Raw genomic sequence first — 18206 nt, forward strand, 5'->3', positions numbered from 1 at the left:
GTGAGACGGACGGAACGGCGACGTCCCTGCGTGCGCGGCGGGAGGGCAGGGCTGAGGCCTCCCTGTGACGCACGTGCGTCTCTCGCGTTGCCCGACGCGCGATCGCTCGTGAGAATGCCCCCATGCCCGCCCAGACAGCCGTCGAGCCCGCCGTGACCGGACCCGAGGACGCTCGAGACCTCACGCGCCTCGGCGCCACCCCTGTCGACGGCGGGACCGACTTCGTCGTCGTCTCCCCCCACGCCGACGCCGTCGACCTCTGCCTCCTCGACGTCGACGCCGAGGGCGAGGTCGTGCGTGAGCGCCGCACGGGGATGCACCGTCACGGGCGGGGCAGCTGGAGCGTCCACGCCTCCGGCGTCGGGCCCGGCCAGCGCTACGGCTATCGCGTTCACGGGCGCTGGGACCCCGCCGAGGGACTCCTGTTCAACCCGCGCAAGCTCCTCCTCGACCCCTACGCCCGGGCGATCGACGGCGCTCCGGAGCTCGGCCCGGAGCTCTATGCCCACGCCGTCGACGACTCCCTCGCCCCCACCACGGAGCCGCTCGAGCCCTCCGCGCTCGACTCCCTCGGGCGCGTCGCGCTCGGCGTCGTCACCGACGAGCCCTTCCCCGTCGTTCCAGGGCCACGCGTCCCGCCAGAGCGCGTCGTCGTCTACGAGACTCACGTCAAGGGCCTCACCCTCAACATGCCCGACGTCCCTCCCGAGCTGCGGGGCACCTACGCGGGCCTCGCCCACCCCTCGACCGTCGAGTACCTGCGATCCCTCGGCGTGACGACCATCGAGCTCCTCCCGATCCACGCCGCCTTCTCCGAGGCCTTCCTCCTCCAGAACGGGCGCCGCAACTACTGGGGCTACTCGACCCTGTCCTACTTCGCCCCGGAGCCGTCCTACGCGACGGCGGCCGCGCGCGCGGCCGGCCCGCAGGCCGTCCTCGACGAGGTCCGCGGCATGGTCTCGATCCTGCACGAGGCCGGCCTCGAGGTCGTCATGGACGTCGTCTACAACCACACCTGCGAGTCCGGCGTCACGGGACCGACCCTCTCCCTGCGAGGCCTGGACAACCTCGAGTACTACCTTCACGCCCCGCAGCGCCCCGCCCAGTACGTCGACACGACCGGCACCGGCAACACGGTCGACTTCCGCTCCACGCGCGCCGTCCAGCTGTGCCTCGACTCGCTCCGGTACTGGCACGAGCACGTCGGCGTCGACGGCTTCCGCTTCGACCTCGCGGTGACCCTGGGCCGCAACGCCGCCGAGTTCCAGGCCCGACACCCCCTCCTCATCGGGATGGCGACCGACCCGGTCCTCCAGGGCGCCCGGCTCATCGCGGAGCCGTGGGACCTCGGCCCGGGCGGCTGGCGCACGGGAGAGTTCCCCGACCCCTTCCACGACTGGAACGACCGCTACCGCGGCACCGTCCGCGACTTCTGGCTCCACGACGCCTCCAAGCTGTCCAAGGGCCGCCCTGGGACGGACCTGCGCGACCTCGCGACCCGGCTGGCCGGCAGCGTCGACCTCTTCGGGCACGGCGAGTACCCCGGCGGACGTGGCCCGCTCGCCAGCGTCAACTTCGTGACCGCGCACGACGGCTTCACGCTGCGGGACCTCGTCTCCTACGACTACAAGCACAACCTCGCCAACGGCGAGGACAACCGGGACGGCACGGACGACAACCGCTCCTGGAACCACGGCTTCGAGGGCCCGGTCACCGACGCCGCCCTCGAGCTCGGCATGGACCTCGGCCCCATCGAGGTGCTGCGCCGCCGCTCGTCCCGCAACGTGCTGGGCACGCTCCTCGTCTCCGCAGGTACCCCGATGATCCTCGGCGGCGACGAGCTGGGCCGCTCCCAGGAGGGGAACAACAACTCGTACTGCCAGGACTCCCCGATCTCCTGGTACGACTGGAACCTCGCCACCTGGCAGCGCGACCTCATCGCGACGACCCGCTACCTCAACCGGCTGCGCTCGAAGCACCCCGTCATGCGCCCCACCGAGTTCGCCACGGGCCGCGTCGCCGAGGGCGACGCCATCAGGGACCTCGCCTGGTACCGCGCGACGGCCCAGGAGATGGACGCCGAGGGCTGGCACGACCCGTACACCCGCGTCGTGCAGATGCTCCGCTCGGGCAAGGGCGCCGACGACGACCTCCTCGTCATCATCAACGGCTCCCTCGACCAGTGCGACGTGATCCTCCCCGAGGGACGGGGCACGGACTGGCACCTGGCCTGGGACTCGACCTGGGCGGTCCCGCGCCCGCACACCTCGGCCTTCGCGCTGGCCCGTCGCGTCCGCCGCGGGCACCGGGCGGCCGACGTCCCGGTCAATCCCGAGCGCGCCCGGGCGGCCCGGTCCGGCGCCACGGACTGCCGCCAGGACCGGCCCGGCGACACGACGACGATGGACCCGCTGTCGATGCGGATCTACCTCTCCGGTGAGGAGCTGCGCGCGCCCGAGCCACCGGCCGCCGCGACGGCGACGACGACGGCTCCTGCCTCAGACGCCGCGAGGAGGACGACCGCACGCTGAGCGCGCCGCCGCGGGCTGCGGGCCGGGTCCGCACGCCCGGGCGGGCCGGGCGCCGGGCCGTCGGGCCCCTCGGCGCCCTCCCCTAGGATGGGCGCCATGACGCAGTCCCCCGAGACCCCCACCTCCTCCCAGGCCGAGGAGACGCTCGCCAACGCGACGAACGACGCCTCCCTCGCCCGCTCCATCGCCCGCTCCGCCGAGATCGAGGCCGACCTCGACGTCAACCCCGGTCGCTACCGCATGCTCACGGGCGTGCGTCCCACGGGCAACATGCACCTGGGCCACTACTTCGGGACGATGCGCTCGTGGCAGCTGATCCAGGACCGCGGCGTCGACACCTGGATCCTCGTGGCGGACTACCAGGTCATCACGGACCGCGACGGCGTCGGGCCGATCCGCGAGCGCGTCCTCTCCCTCGTGGCGGACACCCTCTCCGTGGGCGTGGACCCGTCCCGCTCGACGATCTTCGCCCACTCCGCGGTGCCCGCCGAGAACCAGCTCATGCTGCCCTTCCTCTCACTCGTCACCGAGTCCGAGCTGCACCGCAACCCGACCGTCAAGGCCGAGCTCGAGGCCACCGACGGCCGCGCCATGAGCGGCCTCATGCTCACCTATCCCGTCCACCAGGCCGCGGACATCCTCTTCTGCCAGGCGAACCTCGTGCCCGTCGGCAAGGACCAGCTCCCCCACCTCGAGCAGGCCCGGCTCATCGCCCAGCGCTTCGACAAGCGCTACGGCCGCGCCGACAAGAAGCACCCCGTGTTCCGCCGCCCCGAGGCGCTCCTGGGCGAGGCCCCGCTGCTCCTGGGCCTCGACGGGGAGAAGATGAGCAAGTCCCGCGGCAACACCATCGAGCTGCGCATGAGCGCCGACGAGACCGCCAAGGCCCTCAAGAAGGCGAAGACGGACTCCGACCGCGTCATCACCTACGACCCGGAGAACCGCCCGGAGGTCTCCAACCTCCTCATGCTCGCCTCCCTGTGCGGGGCGGGCACCCCGGAGGAGATCGCCGAGCGCATCGGCGACGGCGGCGCGGGCAGCCTCAAGAAGGTGACGACCGAGGCCGTCAATGAATTCTTCGCGCCGATCCGAGCCAGGCGCACCGAGCTCGTCGCGAACGAGGACTACCTCCTCTCCGTGCTCCACGAGGGCAACGCCCGGGCCAACGCGGTCGCGAACGAGACCCTCGATGCCGTGCGCACCGCCATGCACATGAGCTACTGAGCCGACTCCCTCCGGCTCGACGAGGTCGGCCCTCCTCACCGCCACCGGGCGGCGCCGAGGGTCGACCTCGTGTTGCGCCACGGGCGATATGCGGCCGCGGAACGGGATCCTGCGCCGCCTCGGTGTGACTCCCAGTGCCCGGCCCCGTACCCTGGGCCTGTGACCCCGAACACGACAGACCCCCAGTCCGAGACTACCCGAGCCACCCAGGAGAGCCTCGCGCAGGCGCCCGCGCCCGCCCCCTTCTCCCTCATCGGCCGCATCCCCGTGACCGAGGTGTCGCCCGTCGTCGAGGACGGACGCTGGGCCGCCAAGGCCGTCCCCGGCGAGGTCTTCCCCGTGCGCGCCACCGTCTTCCGCGAGGGCCACGACCGCTTCGGCGCCACCGCCGTCCTCGTCCGCCCCGACGGCACCGACGGCCCCACCGCGCGCATGCACGAGTACGCCGTCGGCCTGGACCGCTACGAGGCCCGCCTCGCCGCGGACGAGCCCGGCGACTGGGGGATCCGTGTCGAGGGCTGGTCGGACCCCTACGCCACGTGGGAGCACGACGCCGGCATCAAGGTCCCCGCCGGCGTCGACGTCGAGCTCATGCTCGAGGAGGGCGCCCGTGTCCTCGAGCGCGCCGCCGCCGTCCCCGGCCGCGGGGAGCAGGACGCCTCGCTCCTCAACCGCGCCGCCTACACGCTGCGCGACGGCCGCCTCAGCGCCGGCGAGCGCCTCGCCGCCGGCCGCTCCGCCGAGGTCGCCGAGGTCCTCGACCGCCTCCCGCTGCGCGACCACGTCTCGCCGTCGGCGACCTACCCGCTCCAGGTGGACCGTGAGCGAGCCCTCTACGGCTCCTGGTACGAGGTCTTCCCCCGTTCGCTCGGCGCCACCCGCGCCGAGGACGGCACGATGGTGCCCGGCACCCTGCGCACCGCCGCCGAGCGGCTCGACCGCATCGCCGCCATGGGCTTCAACGTCCTCTACCTCACCCCGGTCTCCCCGATCGGCGTCACCAACCGCAAGGGCCGCAACAACACCCTCAACGCCGAGCCGGGCGACCCGGGCTCGCCCTACGGGATCGGCTCGCCCGACGGCGGTCACGACGTCATCCACCCCGACCTGGGCACCTTCGACGACTTCGACGCCTTCGTCGAGCGCTCGCGCGGCCTCGGCATGGAGGTCGCCCTCGACCTCGCCCTCCAGTGCTCCCCGGACCACCCGTGGGTCGCCGAGCACCCCGAGTGGTTCACGGTCCTGGCCGACGGTTCCATCGCCTACGCGGAGAACCCGCCGAAGAAGTACCAGGACATCTACCCGCTCAACTTCGACAACGACCCCGAGGGCATCTACGAGGCGATCCTCGAGGTCGTGCGCACCTGGATCAGCCACGGCGTGACGATCTTCCGCGTCGACAACCCCCACACGAAGCCCCTCGTGTTCTGGCAGCGGCTCCTGCGCGAGATCCGCCGCACCAACCCCGAGGTCCTGTTCCTCGCCGAGGCCTTCACGCGCCCGGCCATGATGCGGACCCTGGGCAAGATCGGCTTCCACCAGAGCTACACGTACTTCGCCTGGCGCAACACGAAGGAGGAGCTCACCGACTACCTCGTCGAGCTCTCCCAGGACACCGCCCCCGTCCTGCGCCCCGCCTTCTGGCCGACGACGCACGACATCCTCACCCCGTTCATGACGAACGGGAAGGTGCCGGCCTTCAAGCTGCGTGCCGTCCTCGCTGCGACGCTGTCGCCCACCTGGGGCATCTACTCGGGCTACGAGCTCGCGGAGTCCACCCCGCGCCCGGGCTACGAGGAGCAGATCAACAACGAGAAGTACGAGATCAAGCGCCGCGACTTCGGCGCCGCCCGCGCCAACGGCATCGAGGAGCTCCTCACGCGTCTTAACGCCTCGCGTGCGGCGCACCCGGCCCTCCAGCAGCTGCGCGACATCTGGTTCCACGGCACGAGCGACGACTCCCTCATCGCGTACTCCAAGCGCGTCGACGCCGAGCACTCCCCCACGGGTGAGGAGGACGTGGTCCTCACGGTCGTCAACCTGGACCCGCACAGCGCCCACGAGGGCGGCGTCTACCTCAACCTGGAGCAGCTCGGCCTTCCTGCCGGCACGGACGGCTCGCAGCCGGTCATCCGAGTGACGGACGAGCTGACGGGCTGGGTCTTCGACTGGTCGGGCAGCAACTACGTCCGTCTCGACCCCTCTGAGGGCCGGGTCGCCCACGTCTTCCACGTCCAGCGGCTCTGAGGCCGCCCAGACCGGGTACCCCGCTCCGGTCCGACAGCGGTTTCCCCTCCCGAGGGCCTCGCGCACCGAGAGGCGCTCTCGGGTCGGGTCACCGCACTCCTCACCGACCGCACGCCACCCACGAGAGGCACCTCCACGTGACCGCACCTGACAGCACCCCCACCAGCACCCCCGAGCCCCTGCCGACCGCCTTCGTCCCCGCACCCGCGGTTCACGAGGGCGAGGCCTACGGGGCCGCCCCGGCCGCCCTGCCGCGCGTCATCCCCGGCATCCCGGCCGTGCCTCCTCAGCCGCACCCGGGCCTGTCCGCGGACCGCGACTGGTACCGCACCGCCGTCTTCTACGAGGCGCTCCTGCGCTCCTACGCCGACTCCACCGGCGACGGCACCGGCGACTTCGTCGGCCTCACGACCCGCCTCGACTACCTCGCCTGGCTCGGCGTCGACGCCATCTGGATCCCGCCCTTCTACCCCTCGCCCATGCGCGACGGCGGCTACGACATCTCGGACTACACCGGCATCGACCCCAAGTACGGGTCCATGGAGGACTTCCGCGAGCTCGTCCACCAGGCCCACCAGCGCGGCATCCGCATCGTCATCGACATGGTCCTCAACCACACGAGCGACCAGCACCCCTGGTTCCAGGCCTCCCGCTCCGACCCCGAGGGCCCGTACGGGGACTTCTACGTGTGGTCCGACAACGACACCCGCTACGACGGCACCCGCGTCATCTTCGTGGACACCGAGGAGTCGAACTGGGCGTGGGACACCGAGCGCCGCCAGTTCTACTGGCACCGCTTCTTCTCCCACCAGCCCGACCTCAACTTCGACAACCCCGCCGTCGTCGACGCCGTGCTCGACGTCGTCCGCTTCTGGGCGCGCACGGGCGTGGACGGCTTCCGCCTCGACGCGATCCCCTACCTCGTCGAGCGCGAGGGGACGAACTGCGAGAACCTGCCGGACACCCACGACGTCATCGCGACGATCACCGAGATGCTCCACCGCGAGTTCCCCGGCACGATCACGCTCGCCGAGGCGAACCAGATGCCCGACGACGTCGTGGAGTACTTCGGGACCGAGGACCGCCCGGAGTGCACGATGTGCTTCCACTTCCCCGTCATGCCCCGCATCTTCCGGGCGCTGCGCGAGGAGTCCGGCGTCGCGATCCGGGACATCCTGGCCGAGACCCCGGACATCCCGGCCCACGGCCAGTGGGGCACCTTCCTGCGCAACCACGACGAGCTCACCCTCGAGATGGTGACCGACGAGGAGCGCGACCTCATGTACGGCTGGTACGCCGAGGAGGACCGCATGCGCGCCAACATCGGCATCCGCCGGCGCCTCGCGCCCCTCATCGACGCCTCCCGCGCCGAGACCGAGCTCATCAACGCGCTCCTGCTCTCCCTGCCGGGCTCGCCCTGCCTCTACTACGGCGACGAGATCGGCATGGGCGACAACATCTGGCTCGAGGACCGCGACTCCGTGCGCACCCCCATGCAGTGGGACGACTCGCCGAACATGGGCTTCTCCACGGCCGTCGACCCGGGCGCGCTCACCCTCCCGCTCGTCCAGCGCCCCGGTTACGCGCACCAGAGCGTCCAGACCCAGCTGAGTCGTCCCGACTCCCTCCTGCACTGGACCCAGCGGATCCTCCACGTGCGCCGCCGGCACCCGGTCCTCGGACGGGGGGCCTTCCTCGCCCGCGACGTCTCGGACGACGCCGTCCTGGCCCACACCCGCAGCGACGTCCTCCCGGTCCCGGCCGGGCAGGAGCCCGAGACCATGCTCTGCGTCGCCAACCTGGCGAACGCGCCCCGCTCCGTGACGATCGACGTCCCGGACCTGGCCGGCCGGGGCACGCGCGACGTCATCGGCGGCGCCGCCTTCCCCGCCGTCGGCGACGACGGCCGGATCACCCTGACCCTGGGTGCCCGCGGCTACTACTGGCTCTCCGTGAGCCCCGCGAGCACCAACCAGCCCGGGACCGCCCCGGGCGAGCACGAGGCCGCCGCCGCGGCCGGAGAGGAGGCCTGATGACCTCGACCAACCCCGTCCCCTGGCCCTCCACCGAGACGCTCCTGCGCAACCTCCACCCGTGGCTGCTCGAGCGCCGCTGGTTCCCGCTCAAGGGCGACGCCGCCCCCACCCCCGGCACGCTCAACCTCATCGCCGACCGGGACCTCGGCGACGGCGTCCACGACCTCCTCATCGAGGCGCCCCGCGGCGACGCCGCCGGTACCTCGGTGCTCGTCCACGCCCCGCTCGTCGCCGTGCCCATCGGCTCGCTCGCCGGGTACCGGGTCGACGGAGAGGCGCCCGAGAACGCCGGACTCGTCCTCGATGACGCGAGCGCCGAGCTCGTCGACGGCCCGCACCACCCGGGCTTCTGGCAGGCGTGGGCCGCCGCGGCCGAGGCCGCCGGCACCGTCATGCGCCCGGAGCACGCCCGCGCCATCGCCCAGCGCGCACACCGCCTCAAGGTCACCACCGGCGAGCAGTCCAACACGAGCGTCATCCTGCCCGCGCCCCTCGAGGACGCCCCGACCGGCGGAGCCGAGGACGAGGGCACGACCGACCTCATCGTCAAGGTCTTCCGCGTGCTCGCCGCAGGCCGCAACCCCGACGTCGAGGTCTCCGTCGCGCTCGCGAAGGACGGCTGGGACCGCGTCCGCACGCCCGTCGCCTGGTCGACCCTCACCTGGATCAACCCGACCGGCGCCGAGGTCGAGGCGGACTCCGCCGTCGCCACCACCTTCGTGCCGCGCGCCGACGACGGCTTCGAGCTCTTCTGCGAGCTCGCCCGCTCGGACGACGGCGCGGACGGGCCCCGGCGCAGCCAGGCCCGCGGGCTCGCCGCCGACCTCGGCATCACCACCGGCCAGATGCACGAGCACCTCGCCGCCGCGCTCGGGACGAGCGAGCCCGCCACTCCCGCCGAGCTGGCCGCCGCCCTGCGCGGCCGCGCGGACTGGGCGCTCGCCGAGGTCCCGGACCTGGGCGTGCGCGTCCCCGGCCTCGCCGACGGCGTCCGCGGCATCCTGGCCGAGCTCGCCGCCCTGCCGCGCCTGGACCCGGCGACCCGCGTCCACGGCGACTACCACCTGGGGCAGACGCTCCACGAGGTCGGCGGCGAGGGCCGCTGGTACGTCCTCGACTTCGAGGGCGAGCCCCTGCGCCCGCTCGCCGAGCGCTCCGAGCCGGACCAGCCGCTGCGCGACGTCGCCGGCATGCTGCGCTCCTTCGACTACGCGGCCGCCGTCGGGGGCGCCCAGGACCCGTCGTGGCTCCAGGAGGTCCGCGACGCCTTCATGCGCGGCTACCGCTCGGCCGTCCCCGGTGACGAGGACGGGACCGCCCGGGTCGAGCTCGCCGCGCTGGAGCTCGACAAGGCCCTCTACGAGGCCGTCTACGAGGCTCGCAACCGCCCCGACTGGATCGGCATCCCGGTGGGCGGCCTGACCGCGATCCTCGCGTCCACCGCGTCCGGCGGGGGTACCGCCGAGCCCACGAGCGCACCGCGCAGCGCCACCGACGACGCGCCCGGGCAGGCCCCGTCAGCAAACGCCCGCCAGTCCGACCCCGCGCATGGGAGAGTTGCCAGCATGACCGACGTCACCCCCTCCCCGACCCCCTCCGCTGTCCACGTCGACCCCTGGGTCCTCGCGGACGTCGCCTACGGGCGCTACTACAACCCCCACGAGGTCCTCGGCGCCCACGTGGGCGAGGGCGGCGTCACCGTCCGCACCGTCCGGCACCTCGCCGACGCCGTCGCCGTCGTGACCCCGGACGGGACCTTCCCCGCCGAGCACGAGCAGGACGGCGTCTGGGTCGCCGTCCTGCCCGGCGAGACCGTCCCCGACTACCGCGTCCAGGTCACCTACGGCGAGGAGACGACCACCGTCGACGACCCGTACCGCTTCCTGCCGACGCTCGGCGAGATGGACACGTACCTCATCTCCGAGGGCCGCCACGAGGAGCTGTGGGAGGTGCTCGGCTCGCACGTCAAGCACTACTCGGGCGACATGGGCGAGGTCGAGGGAACCGCCTTCGCCGTGTGGGCCCCGAACGCGCGCGCCGTGCGCGTCGTCGGTGACTTCAACTACTGGGACGGCACCGCCACCCCGATGCGCTCGCTCGGCTCCTCCGGCGTCTGGGAGCTGTTCATCCCGGGCGTCGGCGCCGGAGCCCGCTACAAGTACGAGATCTGCTACAACGACGGCTCGTGGCACCAGAAGGCCGACCCGCTCGCCCGCGCCACCGAGGTCCCCCCGGCCACGGCGAGCGTCGTCACGGACTCCGAGTACGCCTGGGGCGACGACGAGTGGATGCGCGCCCGCACCGAGCGCGACCCCCACAACGGTCCGGTCTCGGTCTACGAGGTCCACCTGGGCTCGTGGCGCCAGGGACTGGGCTATCGCGGCCTGGCCGAGGAGCTCGTCCCCTACGTCCAGGAGACCGGCTTCACGCACGTCGAGTTCCTCCCGGTGGCGGAGCACCCCTTCGGCGGCTCCTGGGGCTACCAGGTCTCCGGCTACTACGCCCCGACCTCGCGCTTCGGGACCCCGGACGACTTCCGGTACCTCGTCGACCGCCTCCACCAGGCCGGCATCGGCGTCATCCTGGACTGGGTCCCGGCCCACTTCCCCAAGGACGACTGGGCGCTGGGCCGCTTTGACGGCACCCCCCTGTACGAGGACCCGGACCCGCAGCGCGGCGAGCACCCGGACTGGGGCACCTACATCTTCAACTTCGGGCGCAACGAGGTCCGCAACTTCCTCGTCGCCAACGCGCTGTACTGGCTCGGCGAGTTCCACGCCGACGGTCTGCGCGTCGACGCCGTCGCCTCCATGCTCTACCTCGACTACTCGCGCGACGAGGGGCAGTGGCACCCGAACCAGTTCGGAGGCCGCGAGAACCTCGAGGCCATCAGCTTCCTCCAGGAGGCCACGGCCACCGCGTACCGGAGGAACCCCGGCACCATGATGATCGCCGAGGAGTCCACCGCCTGGCCGGGCGTCACCGCCCCCACCGAGTACGGCGGTTTGGGCTTCGGCCTCAAGTGGAACATGGGCTGGATGAACGACACCCTGCGCTACATGGCCGAGGAGCCCATCAACCGCCGCTACCACCACGGCGAGCTGACCTTCTCCCTCGTGTACGCCTTCTCCGAGCAGTTCGTCCTGCCCCTCAGCCACGACGAGGTCGTCCACGGCAAGGGCTCCCTGCTCTCCAAGATGCCGGGCGACGCCTGGCAGGAGCTGGCGAACCTGCGTGCCCTGTACGCCTACCAGTGGTCGCACCCGGGCAAGCAGCTGCTCTTCATGGGCCAGGAGTTCGGCCAGGGCGCCGAGTGGAACGCGGACAACTCGCTGGACTGGTGGATCCTGGACGACCCGGGCCACCAGGGCCTGCTCAAGCTCGTCACGGACCTCAACGCCCTGTACAAGGACTCCCCGGCGCTGTGGGCGGACGACTTCTCGCACCGCGGCTTCGAGTGGATCGAGGCCGGCGACGGCGACCACAACGTCCTGTCCTACCTGCGCAAGGGCACGGGCCCGGACGGGCACGGCGACCTCGTCGTCGCGATCGTCAACTTCGCAGGCGCCCCTCACGAGGGCTACCGCGTCGGGCTGCCCTTCGCGGGCGGCTGGGACGAGGTCATCAACACCGACGCCCCCGAGTACGGCGGCTCCGGCGTGACGAACCAGGGGCACGTCGAGGCCGAGGAGCTCCCGTGGAACGGTCGTCCGGCCTCCGTCTCCCTGCGGGTTCCCCCGCTCGGCGCCGTCTTCCTGCGGCCGAGCCGCGACTGAGGCACGGCGGACGCCGTCGGCGACGCTCACCACGAGCCGGGTCTGACCGGCTCTGACGGCACCGACGGGATCACGGCCCCGGGGCGGGCACCGCGGACCACGCGGTGCCCGCCCCATCGTCTGCGACGAGGCTCCGTCATGCGCGAGGCGCCGCCTCCGCCGCGGACGCACGCGTGCCGGTCTCCTGTGCGGCTCGTGTGCGGGTCATGCGTGGCCCGGATGACAGCCGGCGCTCAGCCCCTGCACAGCACCCTTCGCTAGGCTCAGGACGTACGCGCGATGAGATGATGGGACGGACGGCCTTGAGTGCGTCCACCCCCCGCGTCGTATGCTGTGATCGTTGCTGCAACAACTTGCAGAGCGAGTCCCCGAGCCCATGACAAGGGAAGAACAATGACGCAGAAGCTGGCCACCACGGTCCCCTCCCAGGTGCGCGCCGTCTCCGGCCGCCCGGCCGAGGTCTCCACCCCGATGGAGGTGTGGCAGGGCCTGTCCGCCGCCGTCGTCGACCGCATCGCGGACGACTGGAACGCCACCACCGAGAAGTACCGCGCCGGCCGCCGGGAGCACTACTTCTCCGCGGAGTTCCTCGAGGGCCGCGCCCTCCTCAACAACCTCACCAACCTCGGCATGGTCGACGAGGCCGAGGAGGCCGTGGGCGCCTTCGGCCAGAACCTCTCCGACGTCCTCGAGCAGGAGCCCGACGCCGCGCTCGGCAACGGCGGTCTCGGCCGTCTCGCCGCCTGCTTCCTCGACTCCTGCGCCACCCTCGACCTCCCGGTCCAGGGCTACGGCATCCTCTACCGCTACGGCCTGTTCAAGCAGCTCTTCAACGACGGCTTCCAGACCGAGCACCCGGACTCCTGGATGGAGGAGGGCTACCCCTTCGTCATCCGCCGCGAGGAGGCCCAGCGCATCGTCCGCTACAACGACCTCACCGTGCGCGCCGTCCCCTACGACATGCCCATCACCGGCTACGGCACGAAGAACGTCAACACGCTGCGCCTGTGGAAGGCCGAGAGCATGGAGGAGTTCGACTACGACGCCTTCAACTCCCAGCGCTTCACCGACGCCATCGTCGAGCGCGAGCGCACCGCAGACATCTCCCGCGTCCTCTACCCCAACGACACCACGTACGAGGGCAAGGTCCTGCGCGTGCGCCAGCAGTACTTCTTCTGCTCCGCCTCCCTCCAGGAGATCGTCGACGACTACGTCGCCGAGCACGGCAGCGACCTGCGCTCCTTCGACGACTTCAACTCCATCCAGCTCAACGACACCCACCCGGTCCTCGCCATCCCCGAGCTCATGCGCATCCTCATGGACGAGCACGGCCTCGGCTGGGAGGACGCGTGGAAGGTCGTCTCGCGCACCTTCGCCTACACGAACCACACGGTGCTCGCCGAGGCCCTCGAGACCTGGGACATCTCCATCTTCGAGAGCCTCTTCCCGCGCATCATGGAGATCGTCCGGGAGATCGACCGTCGCTTCCGCGAGGACCTCGCCGCTCGCGGCGTCGAGCAGGGCACCATCGACTACATCGCCCCGATCTCCGACGGCAAGGTCCACATGGCCTGGATCGCCTGCTACGCCTCCTACTCCATCAACGGCGTCGCCGCGCTCCACACCGACATCCTCAAGCGCGACACGCTCAAGGACTGGTACGCCATCTGGCCTGAGCGCTTCAACAACAAGACCAACGGCGTGACCCCGCGCCGCTGGCTGCGCCAGTGCAACCCGCGCCTGTCCGCCCTCCTCGACGAGGTCACGGGCTCCGACGCGTGGGTCCGCGACCTCGCCCTCCTCGAGAAGTACTCCGACGCCGCCGATGACGCCGTCCTCGACAGGCTCGCCGAGGTCAAGCACGCCAACAAGGTCGACTTCGCCGCGTGGGTCCTGGACCGCGAGGGCATCGAGATCGACCCCGACGCCATCTTCGACGTCCAGATCAAGCGCCTCCACGAGTACAAGCGCCAGCTCCTCAACGCGATCTACATCCTGGACCTCTACTTCCGGATGAAGGAGGACCCGAGCCTCGAGGTCCCGAGCCGCGTCTTCGTCTTCGGCGCCAAGGCCGCCCCGGGCTACGTCCGCGCGAAGGCCGTCATCAAGCTCATCAACGAGATCGCGAACCTCGTCAACAACGACCCGGTGGTCTCCAAGACCCTCAAGGTCGTCTTCGTCCACAACTACAACGTCTCCCCCGCCGAGCACATCATCCCGGCGGCCGACGTCTCCGAGCAGATCTCGATGGCCGGCAAGGAGGCCTCGGGCACGTCCAACATGAAGTTCATGATGAACGGCGCCCTCACCCTGGGCACCCTCGACGGCGCTAACGTCGAGATCCTCGACGCCGTCGGCGACGACAACGCCTACATCTTCGGCGCCACCGAGGACGAGCTCCCCGCCCTGCGCGAGAGCTACGACCCCAAGGCCGCCTACGAGACCGTCCCCGGCCTGCGCCGCGTCCTGGACTCCTTCACGGACGGCACGCTCGACGACAACGGCTCCGGCTGGTTCGCCGACCTGCGCCGCAGCCTCCTCGAGCCCTCCTACGAGCCCGCCGACGTCTACTACGTCCTGGGCGACTTCGCGAGCTACCGCGAGACGAAGGACCGCATGGCCGCCGACTACGCCGACCAGAAGGCTTGGCAGCGCAAGGCCTGGACGAACATCACCGCCTCCGGCCGCTTCTCCTCCGACCGCACCATCAGCGACTACGCGGAGGTCTGGAACCTCCAGCCCGAGCCGGTCGCCTGACGACCATTCCGTCCCCCGGTCGGTCGACCGGTCGGGTTGGTCTCGGAATCACGACGGAGCCCCGTCATCCTCGCAGGAGGATGACGGGGCTCCGTCGTGTGCCGGGGCAGCGGCCCCGAGACCGCAGTCAGAGCGCCAGGCTCAGAACAGGAGGCTCGCGAGCTGGCGGCGGGCGCGGGCGACCTCGGGGGCGCCGGAGCCGATGACGTCGAAGAGCTCGAGAAGCCGCTTTCGCGCCGTCTCCCGCTCCTCGTCACGATGGGTGCGTACGGCCTCGAGGGCGCGTCCCAGGGCAGCGTCGAGGTCGCCGAGGGCGAGGGAGACGTCCGCCGCCGCGAGAGCCTTGTCGAGGTCGGCCGGGTCGGCGTCGGCGGCGGCGATGAGAGCGGCAGGGTCCTGACCGTCCATCCGGCGCATCATCCGGACCTGGTCACGCGCGAGCCGGAGCTCGTCGTCGGCCGGGTTCTGGGCGATGGCGTGGTCGTAGACCTCCTCGGCGGCGGCGTAGTCGCCGCGCTCGAGCGCCTCACGGGCCGCGCGCTCCACCTCGGTCTCCTCCGGCTCGGCGGGCTCCTCGGCCGCCTCGCCGTCGGTCACGGCCAGCCGTCCGTTGACACCGTTCTGCGCGGCGACGTCGAGCAGCTGGTCGATGAGCGAGCGGAGCTGGTCGTCGGGGATGGCGCCCTGGAACATCGGCACGGGCTGCCCCGCGAGGAGGGCGACGACGGTCGGGACGGCGGTGGCCTGGAGCGCCTGGGCGACCTCCGGGGCGGCGTCGACGTCGACGCGTCCGAGCTCGAAGCGGCCCGCGTACTCGCGGGCGAGGGTCCCGAGCTGGGTCGCGAGGTCCTCGCTCACCTGGGAACGGGGCGTGTGCAGGACGATGACGACGGGGACCTGCGTGGAGACCTGGGCGACGTCGCGCAGGGTTGACGCGTCGACGTCGACGACGAGCGGCGCCGGGACGCCCTCGCCCGCGGCTCCCTCGGGTGCGGGGGTACCGGGGGCTCCTGGGGCGCGGCCAGGCGCCTGCGCATCATCGCGCGGGACGAGGGTGGACAGGTCGACGGCGCCGAACATGCTCATGGTGAGGCCTTTCCGGGCGGTGCCCGATGGATCGGTGCGGGGCGGCGGAGGCCGACCCGCGGGAGCGGTGAGAACCCGAACGGCGCGGCGCACGGGGCGCCGCGCCGTCGGACGGTGGGTCTGCTGGGACGACTCAGTTGTCGGAGTCGTCCTTGGGGGCCTTGGAGTCGTCCCGGTCGACCTTGGCCAGGACGAGCTCGCCGCCGAGGACGACGGGCTTGTCCTTGCTGCCCTTGACCGGGATGGAGAAGGCCACCATCGCGTCGTAGTGGGCGGTGACGGTCCCCTTGACGGACTTGTCGTCGCCCATGAGGAAGGAGACGGGCTCGCCCAGGTCGATCGTGGAGCCGGCCACCGTGTTCCGGTACTCGGTGTTGAACGAGAGCGTCGTCATGACGATGGCGCCGTCGTCGGTGGTGGCCAGGCCCTTGAATCCGTCCTTGCCGGCGGTCGCCCTGACGGTGACCTTGCCCATCCCGCCGAGGTCGACGGCGCGCTCGGCCGCGACGCGCTGGCGGATCGGGTCGTCCGCGAAGGACTTGCCGTTGCTGCCGTCGGGGTTGTTGAGGGCGTCCACGTAGGCGGCGAGGACCTCGGCCGGGGTCTTGATGAACCCGGTCGTGTCGGCGTCGACCTGGGCGGAGCCGACCGAGGCGTTCGAGGTCGCGGGGACCTCGACACCGGCGTAGAGACGCGCCCAGCCCCAGAGCTCGAAGTCGTCGCGGGCGGAGTCCTGGGTGAGGGCCAGGAGGTAGGGGACGCTGTCGTCCTTGGTGCCCTCGGTGATGGTGAGGGCGGTGCGCGGGAAGCCCGAGGTGAGGCCGACGGCACCCGCCTGGCTCGTCGTGTCGAAGGCGTGGACGTGCGAGTCGTCCTTCGACTTCGTCGCGAGGGTGTACTCCTCGCCCCGCACGCGCTCCGCCGGGCCGGTGAGGTAGCCGTTGAGCTTCTTGGCGTCCTTGGCCTTGTCGGCGGCGTCGAGGCCCTTCTGGACCCTGCCGAGCACGGTCGTGAGCCGGTCGGAGTCGAGCGCCGGCTGGGCGGCCGGCGTACCGGTCTCCTTCGGGGTGGTGGGCAGGTCGGAGGAGCACGCGGCCAGGGTCGTGGCCACGGCGGCCGCGAGGCCACCGGCGAGGAAGGTGCGGCGGGTCGTCATCGGGCGTCCTCCTCCCCGTCGTGGGCATCGGCGTCCGAGGCGTCGGCCTCGGTCCGCGCGCCGTCGACGGGCTCGGTCTCGGTGGTGTGGTCAGTGGTGGAGGCGACCGTCTCAGGCGAGCCGGAGCCGGCGGCGTCATCCTCGGTCCCCAGGACCGGAGCATCGACGGGCTCGATGACGGTGGTCTCGGCGGAGGCAGCGTCCTCGGGGGCCGGCGCGGTGGCGGCCGCGGCCGGCTCGTCGTCGGACGCGATCGCGAAGGGGGCGTCGTCATCGAGCTCGCGGCCGGCGCGGTGGGCCGCGACGCTCTCCTCGTCCAGACCGGGCACGACGGCGGCGCCGCGGGCGGCACCGACCGAGGCCTCGGCGTCCTCGTCGGAGAGGGACTCGAGCTGCTCGGAGGCCGGGGCGGCCGGGACGTCAGGCGCCTCGACACCGGCGAGGTAGACGCGTCCGGTGCGCGGGTCGATCCACTCCTCGCCGGCCCTCTCCGCGCGCTCCTTGTCCCGCTTCTCGCGGCGGGTGAGCGGGCGGTCGGGGTCGCCGACGGCGGGGATGCCGGCGGTCGAGGTGGAGTCGGCGCTGGACAGGCGTGCGGCGCGCTCCGCGGCGGCGGCACGGCGCTGCTCGTCCTCGCGGCGGGCCTGAAGGTCCATGAGCAGCATGAAGACGCCGACGAGGAGGAGGAGGCCGCCGACGATGAGTCCCGGGACGAGCCAGGGCGTGGAGACGTTCCGCGGCCAGCTCAGGCTGAGCTGCGGGGCGTCCGAGGAGCCGTCGGTGGCGGCGAGGACGACGAGGTCGGGGTCGGTGGCGTCGATCTCGAGGCTCGCGGAGCCCTTCCCGGTCTTCGTCGCGAGCCACAGGTCCGCGGAGTCGGCAGGGTCGGCGTCGGAAGCCTCGAGGACGGTGCATCCCTTGGCGTCAGTCGTGGCGGTCGCCGAGGCGGAGGGCTTCGAGGAGGCCTTCGCGGACGCGGCGGCCGACGGGGTGCCGGAGGCGCTCCCGCTCGCCGAGGCGGAGGCGGTCGAGCTCGCGGAGGCGCAGCGCTTGGTGACGTCGGTCGAGGACAGCTGCGTCCACGAGCTCAGCCCGGTGACGGAGACGTAGGGGTCGTTCTCGAGCCACGCCTGGACGTCGGAGGAGTGGGCCACGTAGAGCGTGACGTCCTCGTTCTTGGAGCCGGTCGCCTTGATGGTGACGTCGGAGTCGACGAGGCCCAGCACGCCAGGCTCCGTGACCACGTAGTGCTGGTGCGGGGTCGTGGCGAGGGTGGCCTCGGCGGTCGAGCTCGGTCGCCACACGGTGGCCGAGCACACGGCCAGGGCGATGACGATCAGGCCGACGAGGGCGGTGATCGCGCTCAAGATACGTCGGTTCACGACGTTGGTCT

Annotated in this window: 9 protein-coding genes; 6 read left to right on the forward strand and 3 right to left on the reverse strand. The window is 71.8% G+C overall.

Features of this window, described 5'->3' with window-relative positions; genetic code table 11:
• Positions 1-122: 122 nt before the first annotated feature.
• The 6 genes from glgX to IXW69_RS00170 all read left to right on the forward strand — a co-directional run bounded on the left by glgX (position 123) and on the right by IXW69_RS00170 (position 14571).
• Positions 123-2531: a glycogen debranching protein GlgX gene (glgX, locus tag IXW69_RS00145; RefSeq protein ID WP_194784381.1), complete on the forward strand. Its 2409-nt coding sequence runs from the start codon at positions 123-125 to the stop codon at positions 2529-2531.
• Between the two features lie 96 nt (positions 2532-2627).
• Positions 2628-3755: a tryptophan--tRNA ligase gene (gene trpS, locus IXW69_RS00150; protein ID WP_194784382.1), complete on the forward strand. Its 1128-nt coding sequence runs from the start codon at positions 2628-2630 to the stop codon at positions 3753-3755.
• 159 nt (positions 3756-3914) lie between these two features.
• Positions 3915-6002, forward strand: coding sequence for an alpha-1,4-glucan--maltose-1-phosphate maltosyltransferase (locus IXW69_RS00155; protein WP_194784383.1), 2088 nt, complete (start codon positions 3915-3917; stop codon positions 6000-6002).
• 137 nt (positions 6003-6139) lie between these two features.
• On the forward strand, positions 6140-8035 hold the full coding sequence (gene treS / locus IXW69_RS00160; protein ID WP_194784384.1) for a maltose alpha-D-glucosyltransferase: 1896 nt from the start codon (positions 6140-6142) through the stop codon (positions 8033-8035).
• A gap of 1568 nt (positions 8036-9603) precedes the next feature.
• Positions 9604-11814 (forward strand): 1,4-alpha-glucan branching protein GlgB, encoded by a 2211-nt coding sequence (glgB, locus tag IXW69_RS00165; RefSeq protein ID WP_194784573.1) that lies wholly within the window; start codon positions 9604-9606, stop codon positions 11812-11814.
• A gap of 393 nt (positions 11815-12207) precedes the next feature.
• Positions 12208-14571 carry a glycogen/starch/alpha-glucan phosphorylase gene (locus IXW69_RS00170; RefSeq protein ID WP_194784385.1) on the forward strand — a complete coding sequence of 788 codons (2364 nt, stop codon included), beginning with the start codon at positions 12208-12210 and terminating at the stop codon, positions 14569-14571.
• 141 nt (positions 14572-14712) lie between these two features.
• Here the strand turns inward: IXW69_RS00170 and IXW69_RS00175 are convergent, their stop codons facing one another.
• The 3 genes from IXW69_RS00175 to IXW69_RS00185 form a co-directional block, all read right to left on the reverse strand.
• Positions 14713-15657 (reverse strand): tetratricopeptide repeat protein, encoded by a 945-nt coding sequence (locus tag IXW69_RS00175; RefSeq protein ID WP_194784386.1) that lies wholly within the window; start codon positions 15655-15657, stop codon positions 14713-14715.
• 133 nt (positions 15658-15790) lie between these two features.
• Positions 15791-16813: a hypothetical protein gene (locus tag IXW69_RS00180; protein WP_194784387.1), complete on the reverse strand. Its 1023-nt coding sequence runs from the start codon at positions 16811-16813 to the stop codon at positions 15791-15793.
• Positions 16810-18195, reverse strand: a complete 1386-nt coding sequence (locus IXW69_RS00185) for a hypothetical protein (protein WP_194784388.1) — start codon at positions 18193-18195, stop codon at positions 16810-16812. Before IXW69_RS00185 ends, IXW69_RS00180 begins: the two co-directional genes overlap by 4 nt.
• Between the last annotated feature and the right edge of the window lie 11 nt (positions 18196-18206).

The organism is Actinomyces haliotis (assembly GCF_015355765.1).
Lineage (GTDB): Bacteria > Actinomycetota > Actinomycetes > Actinomycetales > Actinomycetaceae > Actinomyces > Actinomyces haliotis.